This window comes from Geobacillus proteiniphilus, from assembly GCF_001908025.1.
Taxonomy (GTDB): domain Bacteria; phylum Bacillota; class Bacilli; order Bacillales; family Anoxybacillaceae; genus Geobacillus; species Geobacillus proteiniphilus.
The window spans coordinates 110,643-118,810 of record NZ_MQMG01000003.1; the positions used below are offsets into that span (position 1 = coordinate 110,643).

An 8,168-nucleotide genomic window follows, 5' to 3' on the forward strand; every position below is an offset into this window, starting at 1 on the left:
CCCACTCCTTTCACTTTGAGAACTGTTTAATGACATCCATTAATTCGCGAATGGATTCTTCTCCGCTTCCTTCGCGGATCGCTTTCGACACACAATGGCTGACATGGCGTTCTAACAAATTCAATCCGACTTTATTTAACGCGGCCGTAATCGCAGAAATTTGCACTAAAATATCGATGCAATACCGATTGTCCTCCACCATTTTTTGCACACCGCGCACTTGTCCTTCAATGCGCTTCAAGCGCTTGATGATGCTTTCGATTTCCTGTTCCGTTCGTGGAACCATTTTTTTATCCATATTATGATCTTCATAATGGTTCATCAAACATCACCTCTTTTAATTACATTATACCGGTAATGGGTATAAAACGCAACAGAGATACCTTATACAAATCATGTTCACCACAAAACCGTAATCAATACCTGTGCAGGAAAAAAACCGCTTTCCACAAAAAATTCACAATTTTAATTGGCATAGGATTCGCTGCGGGCTGGACTCCCTGCACAGGTCCAATTCTTGTATCAGTGATCGCGTTGGCGGCTACCAAACCGAGTGCAGCCATGTTATATACGTTCGCCTATGTATTAGCGTTTGCCGCACCTTTTTTCATCATGTCGTTTTTTATCGGCAAGTTAAATTGGATAAAAAAATATAACACTGTCATCGTCAGAGTCTGGGGAATTCTGATGGTTATCATGGGAATTATGCTGTTTCTTGATTGGATGAAAAAGATTATCATCTTTTTTACCGATTTGTTTGGAGGATTCACAGGTTTTTAATATCAAAAATATCCTACTGAGTGGATAGTCACAATTCCTGTCACTTCCACTCAGCAGGAACCATCATTTACCTTTTATTGAATTCCTGAAATCATGCGATCCATCGTTTCATAAGACATAGGACCTATATACTTATCTCTAATAACCCCGTTTTTATCGATGATATACGAAGTGGGGATCGTTATTGCACCGTATAGATTTCCAATTTCCCCTTGCTCATCAAGCACAACTTTAAATGTCACTCCCTTATTTTTCACAAAATCGTTCACCGCGTCAGAACCTCGTTCGCTATTCGTTAAGTTGACTGCCAAAATTTCTACATTGTTATTTTTATTGTTTTCGTAGAACTTTTGCATTTCCGGCATTTCAGCTCTGCAAGGCGGACACCAAGTAGCCCAAAAATTCAATATCACCGTTTTTCCACGCAAATCAGACAATTGTATGTTGTCGCCTGTAATTGAACGCAATTCAAAATCTGGGGCAATTTCTCCTTTATTCGTACCGATTTTTCCCGAATCCAATGAAGTAGATAGAACCGATTTTGATTTAACCTTTCCCACTTCATGTTGACTGTTAAAAATAGAAGATACAGCAATACTTACCACCATCACACCTAAAGCCAGTTGATTAGCCGTCCTTCCCCGTCCTTTATTCCTCTCCTCAAGAACTTCTTCTCTTTCTCGCCTCTCTAACCAATATGAAATACATATAAAAACGATAACGAGAGATCCATACAACCATACTTCTTTTGATACGATTCCTGTATTTACAAAATATTTTTTATACATGGCTAGTTCGAATTGAATGAGATGGAACCATATAAGAAGTTGCAATAAAGTTTTTTGAGCTTTGACTCGTGATGCTACTATAAAAAAACAAATCGCTGCTATTGCTTGCAAAATGATGAAATAATTCTGGGAATTTTCCATTACTCGGATCCATGCAAAGGTGCTAAAATAGCCAAAATATGCTGGAACCATTGCCCGCGTATAAGAAACCACAGGAATATTCTGCTTTTTTACATATAACCAAGTATAGACCGTGATAAAAACAATCGCCATACTAATGCCAACATATCCCCCGTTAAAATAAAGGATTGTCATCGGATTTTGTAAAACTGAATTCGGATGTAAAACGACATAACTAAATTTCCAAATGAGTACACCGTTAATAAAACTGTTAAAAATTAAATCCATGATGTTTCGTTCTATTTTTAATACTTTAATACCATAATAAAACATGACATAACTTATCAATAAGCCGCTGATAAGCAAAAGATTTTCGCCCTGAACGACTATATTGCCGAATTGCAATATACATTCCCCCAAAATTCATATTTCTATCGGTATTAGAAAGGATTCTTCGTTGCGACGAAAAAATACAACTATAACTACATCACCCTAACCATCTTGAAACGTTCTTCCAAACATTGTTACTGCATCATCTTCTTTAAAACCAATAAGTGATGGTATCTAACACGCCAAGCAATACCATCACAATTCCAGCGGTTTGCTGAATGAGCTTCCCTACCCGTCTTCCTTTTTTCATGACAGCACCGCTCAATCCTAAGTACCAAAGGATGAGGATGAAGAAAATAACCGGTACAGAAGTTCCGACGGCAAAGACGCTCGGCAACAACACTCCATAAGACGTTGAGTATACGAGAGGCATTAGAGTAACAAAAAATAGAACAAACATCGTTGGACAAAAAGCCAACGAAAAGCCAAATCCCATGAAAAACGAACCGATTTTTCCTTTTCTCCATCTCTCCGGCACTCTGAACAAAGTGACATTCCAATACATTTTAAAAAGCCCTAACAAATACAAGCCTACGAGAACAAGAATCGGACCAATCAGCTTTCTTAACCATGGAAAGTATAGTGTCAGTGTACTTTGAATCTCCTTCCCCATCAGCCAGACGATCAAGCCTAACCCGGAAAAAGCGATGATCTTTCCGAAAATAAATAAAAGCAGTTCTTTCCAAGCGATCCCCCTTTGCAGAGATTGGTTGCTGTACAACGTGATCGCTCCCAAGTTGCTAGTCAGTTGGCACGGAGCCATCGCTCCGACTATGCCAAGAAGAAACGCTGACAAAACAGGAAGCGCTGTTGTGCTGTTAGCCATATTAAGAAACGGCTGGCTTAGCAGGCTGCTGATTTGGCTTAGAAATGAATACACTCTTCTTCTCACCCTCTCCATCCGTTATTTATATTGTAACAGTGAATTTTGCAAAAATTGTGGAGCGATATATTTTTAGGCAAACAAAAAGACATGCGCCCGCATGTCTTTTTATATTTTCCCTTTCGATGCTAGTTTTGTCCAGCTTCCACCGTTATTTTTTGTCATGAAAATATCCCCATTCATCGTAGCGATCACTATTTCGTTGTCATTTGCTGGATTAGAGGTGATATACATAATATAATCTTTTTCATCCAACACAGGAACGGAAAGAACTTCCTCTTGTTTTGTATCTAATGATTGTTTGATTAGGATAGACTTATTGTTCTCTACAGCTGCAAACAAAATGGATTTTTCTTGGAATGCAAACGTCGTCGTATTGATTTTTCGAGTGAACCGTTCAAACGTATTCCCATTATCTCTTGAAACAAAAATTCCTTCAGATGTACTAATTCCAACCATATTTTCGTCCGTTGGGTGGGCAGCGATCGTTCCTGCTGCAGTTTGCGGCAGGCCGTTCAATTGACTTTGCGACCACGTTTTGCCGTCGTCTTTACTGTAAAACACCCCTTGTCCGAGCGTTTTGTTTTCTTCATGGTTCACAATATAAATGGTATGGCTTTTATAGCCCACTGTCATATAATGAAAATCAGATTCTTTATAAAATCCTAAATTCATCAATGTTTGTCCATTATCAAAACTTTTCACAAGACCAAGTGGATTTCCTAACGATGAACCTTCTTCCGGATGCCCTGATGAATAAAAGCCGTCGTCTGTAGCCGAAAAGCCCATATAATCATGCTTATTAGAAATCGCTTCATACCATTTATTATTTTGGTAAACGAATAAACCTTCATGTGTAGCGAAGTAAGTCGCATTTTGATTGCCTGCATAACCGATTCCGTGTAAATGTTCGATCTTCCCTTCTTTTTTTTCTTTAAAGAAAGGATTATTGGTAACAGATACATTCGATTTTGCTTGTTCTTTGCTTGTAATAAAGGCCTGCTCTTTTTCGTTGGATGATGAACAAGCGCTTAGAAGAAGAATGGCAGATGTAATGATCATTGCTCTCGTCATTTTTGTCATGGTTGATTCCCCTTTTTGTGTATGATGTAGACATTGTACATTTTATAACAGAAACATTTGCAAAATGTATGGCGTTTTGTTTCTCTCAATAGTGATATGAACAACTTCTTTGTCACTCTTCATAAATCCTTTTAAGTTTTGTTAGCTTGAGCCTTTTTTCGAGTGATTTTCTTCCAAGTAAATATAAATAAAAAAACAGACAGAAATGTCGATATCACTTTCACCGATTTCGAGAAATGCAGCGCCAATCACAACGCTAAGAAAAACTTGTAGATTCCTTGATGATGTGCTAATTGATTCATGAGACATGAACCTCCTTGTGTGAATGGGTTTTGAGCACATCTATTTTACCCAAGGAGTCGGGTTCATGTCTCCTTTTTTATTTGGTTGTCAATTTATGTTAGTGAATTTGCTCATCTACAGTAATATAACAAAAAAGCCAAGTGTGTACTAAAAGCGAGCGCTTTTAGTACACACTTCTCGCCACTCATTTACTTTTTAATTGTTCCTTTAATCGTTCATTGTCTGCCTGTAATTGTGTAATCTGATCCTGTAATTCCTTGATGGAATGATGATCAGAAGAGTGATGATCATGATGCTTATGATGCTTATGTCCTCTCATACAAAATAGCATCATTAAAGGACACAGTAACAATATTAAAAAATTAAGCCAATTCATCCGTCTCTCTCCTCTTCCGCTTAGTTTACCTTTTATGAAAAAACCACTATGTCATCTTTTAATCCTGGACAACTACTTTCCCGCGATACATCCCCATTTGACATTGAAACGAATATTCTCCGCTTTCTTTTGGCAGAAATTCAACCGTCACCTTTTCCCCAACAGGGAGAACCGCACTTTTGTTGAATTCAGGAAATACAACCATTTCCGAACAAGAGTTTTCCTCTTTTCGAATAAATTGAAACTTCACCGGCTTTCCTTTTTTGACTACAACAATATGTGGAGTATAGCCGCCTTTGACGATTATTTCTGCTTCTTGATATCCAGATGGAGTGAAGGTAGCTTTGTATCCGCCCTTTTTAGGCCCCCAGAAAAACCAAGCAATGAAAACAATAAGGAGCAGCCCACTCACATTAACGATCATTTGAGTCATATCCATCAATCATACCTCCTTTGGTTGAAAACGTTTCAAGCGATTGGCGTTTGCCACAACAGTAACAGAGCTAAACGCCATTGCCGCTGCGGCTACAAGCGGAGACAATAATGAACCGGTCAATGGATAAAGCGCGCCAAGAGCGATTGGGATGCCTAATGCATTATAAATGAACGCGCCAATTAAATTTTGATATACATTTCTCATCGTTGCCCGACTAATTTGAATCGCTTGCACTACCGATTTTAAACTTCCTTTAACAAGGGTAATATCACTCGCTTCAATCGCTACATCCGTACCGGTTCCGATTGCCATTCCGATATCTGCCTGCGTAAGCGCCGGGGCATCATTGATTCCATCTCCCACCATCGCTACTTTTTTCCCATCTGCTTGCAGTTTCCGGACAATTTCTGCTTTATTCTGCGGGAGCACATCGGAGATGACATTGGTAATCCCTACCTTCTTCGCGATTGCACGCGCCGTTCGCTCGTTATCCCCCGTAACCATGATTACCTCTAATCCAATGTTTTTCATTGCCGTAATTGCCTCTAAAGAATCTTGTTTCACCGTATCCGCTACGGAGATGACTCCTTCCGGTTTTCCATCAATCGCCAGAAACATAGGTGTTTTTCCTTCGTCCGCCAATCTTTCGGCATGTTGTATATAAGCTTCTGTTGCAATATTGCCTTTCTTCATGAGTTTCAAGTTTCCGAATAGAACATGGCGATCATCAATCCATCCTTGCACACCATGCCCCGGTATAGCTTCAAAGTTCTCGGTTTTTCCTAGCAATATATTTTTCTCTTTAGCCGCTTCAAGTATTGCACCTGCTAACGGATGTTCCGATCCTTGTTCAAGCGTTGCCGCGAAATAAATTAATTCTTCTTCTTTGAGTGATCCTACAGGGATCACATCGGTTAACGAAGGTTTGCCCATGGTGATCGTCCCCGTCTTATCTAAAACGATGGTCGTTAATTTCTGGGCGATTTGCAGCGCTTCGCCGGAACGGATGAGAATCCCGTTTTCCGCTCCTTTACCTATCCCGGTTGTTAAAGACATAGGAGTGGCCATTCCTAATGCACAAGGGCAGGCAATAATGAGCGTCGTCACTAAAACAATTAGAGCATACATACTTGAAGGCGAAGGACCGAAATTAAACCAAATTAAGTACCCAATGATAGCCAAAATGATTACACTCGGAGTAAAAATCGCAGAAACTTTATCAACAATTCGTTGGACAGGGATGCGGGAGCCTTGAGCTTGCCTCACCATGTTGATGATATTAGATAATGCGGTATCATCCGGCGACTTTGTCACCTGAAATGTAAAGCTCCCTGTTTTATTCATCGTGCCGCCAAATACTTCGTCACCTTGAACTTTCTGTACAGGCAACGATTCGCCGGTCAACATCGATTCATCAACGGCTGAACTTCCGTCAAGAATGATTCCGTCCACCGGTATCTTCTCACCGGGCCGTACAACAACGATATCCCCGATCTGAATCTGCGATACAGGAATTTCTGTTTCCACTCCTTCTTTTAACACCCGAGCCGTCTTAGGTTGTAAACCAATGAGTCTTTTAATCGCTTCAGATGATTTGCCCTTCGCTTTTTCTTCCATCGCCATTCCTAATACGACTAACGCAGTGACAACCGTTGAAACATCGTAATATACTTCCGCCATCGATGGATCTGGAAATAAGTCCGGCCAAAGCAAGGCGACAACCGAATAAATCCATGCCGCACTGATCCCGATGGCAATCAGTGTATGCATATTGGCTGAACGTTGTTTTAATCCTTCCCATGCACCAATGAAAAACTGGCTTCCGCTGTAAATCATCACGATTAAGGCTGCTACTGCCATGAGCAACCTGCTAAACCAGAGTTGACTGCTTCCCATAGGCAACAAATTTCTTATGATTGGAAAAAAATCTGGATATGACACCAATATAACAGGAACTGACAATATTCCGGCAAACCACCATTTTTTCATTAGTTCTCGATACAATTGTTCATCATTTTCGTGTTTTTCTCCCTCTTCTGTTTGATGTGAGGTATCCGAGTGTATCGAAGAACTGAAAGTGTTGGATTCGTGATGGCATGAATGTTTCTCTTGATGGTGAACGCGATGATGGCTGTGGCTGTGGTGATGCTTGTCATGATGGTGATCATGTTGGTGATCATGATGGTGATGGGTGCAAGAATGGTTATTTCTTCTCTCCATAAATTCCCCTCCGCATTGTTTTCTTTGTGAATAATATTAAGAACGAAACATGGAGATTTTATGGAGAAATTTAGAAAATTAGGTGACACTTGAAACCGTGATGAATCTATTCATATGTGAATAAAAAGAAATAAAATCCTTTTAATCACCTTTTTGATAATGATGAACAGCTTTTTATGTGACGCCCCCCTATTTCTTTCTCTCTGCTCTCTGATATCCCGAAAAAAACAAAAAAGGTTGGGGGGCGTAGATATACAAACAATGTCCTCTTATTCTGACCTTTTCAAGCCCTCAACAGAGACGCAAATGTCATGTGTACATTCGTTGCAAAGAATGGCGAAATAAATTGATGCTTGGGTAGCTTAGCCACCAGCATCAGGCATGGTAGTCTCCCCCCAACCGTCCATAATGCTTGTTTTCACTAGGGTTAGATTCTTCAGGATGCACACGGCTCCATGTGGGCTATCCGTTCTGCCTCATGCTTCTTAACCATGAAATGCAACAGATTTTTTATCCAGCAAAGTGAAATGTTTAGATACTATCCAACATTTCTTGAAATTTTGTCTAAAACACCTATGTCAGTCCCAAATTTGCACATCGCATCACAATCACATCGGAGTTCAGAAAATAAAATGTAAGAAATTTGACAAGCGTTTGAATGTCGAATGGAAGGCCTTAAAAGTTGTGCTTTAATTTCTTTTTCGCGTTTATCTGGGGCAACTAAATAAAATTTAGTCTTGTTTTCGCTCATAGTTAAAGCCAAATCATAGAGTCTTAAAATTCCAGAAT

8 protein-coding genes and 1 pseudogene are annotated in these 8,168 nt (G+C 39.7%); 1 reads left to right on the forward strand and 8 read right to left on the reverse strand.

Annotation, left to right across the window (positions count from 1 at the left end):
* Positions 1 to 10: 10 nt before the first annotated feature.
* Positions 11 to 322, reverse strand: coding sequence for a metal-sensing transcriptional repressor (locus tag BRO54_RS02385; RefSeq protein WP_011230402.1), 312 nt, complete (start codon positions 320 to 322; stop codon positions 11 to 13).
* 35 nt (positions 323 to 357) lie between these two features.
* On the opposite strand from BRO54_RS02385, the gene BRO54_RS02390 reads away from it, so the two are divergent.
* Positions 358 to 780, forward strand: a complete 423-nt coding sequence (locus BRO54_RS02390) for an urease accessory protein UreH domain-containing protein (protein WP_068895757.1) — start codon at positions 358 to 360, stop codon at positions 778 to 780.
* Between the two features lie 74 nt (positions 781 to 854).
* On the opposite strand, the gene BRO54_RS02395 is transcribed toward BRO54_RS02390, so the two are convergent.
* The 7 genes and pseudogenes from BRO54_RS02395 to BRO54_RS20230 all read right to left on the reverse strand — a co-directional run.
* Positions 855 to 2,108: a redoxin domain-containing protein gene (locus BRO54_RS02395; RefSeq protein ID WP_139268033.1), complete on the reverse strand. Its 1,254-nt coding sequence runs from the start codon at positions 2,106 to 2,108 to the stop codon at positions 855 to 857.
* 121 nt (positions 2,109 to 2,229) lie between these two features.
* On the reverse strand, positions 2,230 to 2,958 hold the full coding sequence (locus BRO54_RS02400; RefSeq protein ID WP_047753479.1) for an urease accessory protein UreH domain-containing protein: 729 nt from the start codon (positions 2,956 to 2,958) through the stop codon (positions 2,230 to 2,232).
* Positions 2,959 to 3,069: 111 nt separating this feature from the next.
* Positions 3,070 to 4,044 (reverse strand): F510_1955 family glycosylhydrolase, encoded by a 975-nt coding sequence (locus tag BRO54_RS02405; RefSeq protein WP_068895813.1) that lies wholly within the window; start codon positions 4,042 to 4,044, stop codon positions 3,070 to 3,072.
* A gap of 487 nt (positions 4,045 to 4,531) precedes the next feature.
* A complete protein-coding gene (locus tag BRO54_RS02410) occupies positions 4,532 to 4,723 on the reverse strand; it encodes a DUF2933 domain-containing protein (protein WP_068895811.1) in 192 nt (63 codons plus the stop codon).
* Between the two features lie 58 nt (positions 4,724 to 4,781).
* Complete coding sequence (locus BRO54_RS02415; protein ID WP_068895809.1) at positions 4,782 to 5,162, reverse strand: cupredoxin domain-containing protein; 381 nt, start codon at positions 5,160 to 5,162, stop codon at positions 4,782 to 4,784.
* A gap of 3 nt (positions 5,163 to 5,165) precedes the next feature.
* Complete coding sequence (locus BRO54_RS02420; RefSeq protein ID WP_239691179.1) at positions 5,166 to 7,379, reverse strand: copper-translocating P-type ATPase; 2,214 nt, start codon at positions 7,377 to 7,379, stop codon at positions 5,166 to 5,168.
* 538 nt (positions 7,380 to 7,917) lie between these two features.
* Positions 7,918 to 8,168: pseudogene (locus BRO54_RS20230) on the reverse strand (hypothetical protein); the annotation flags it as partial.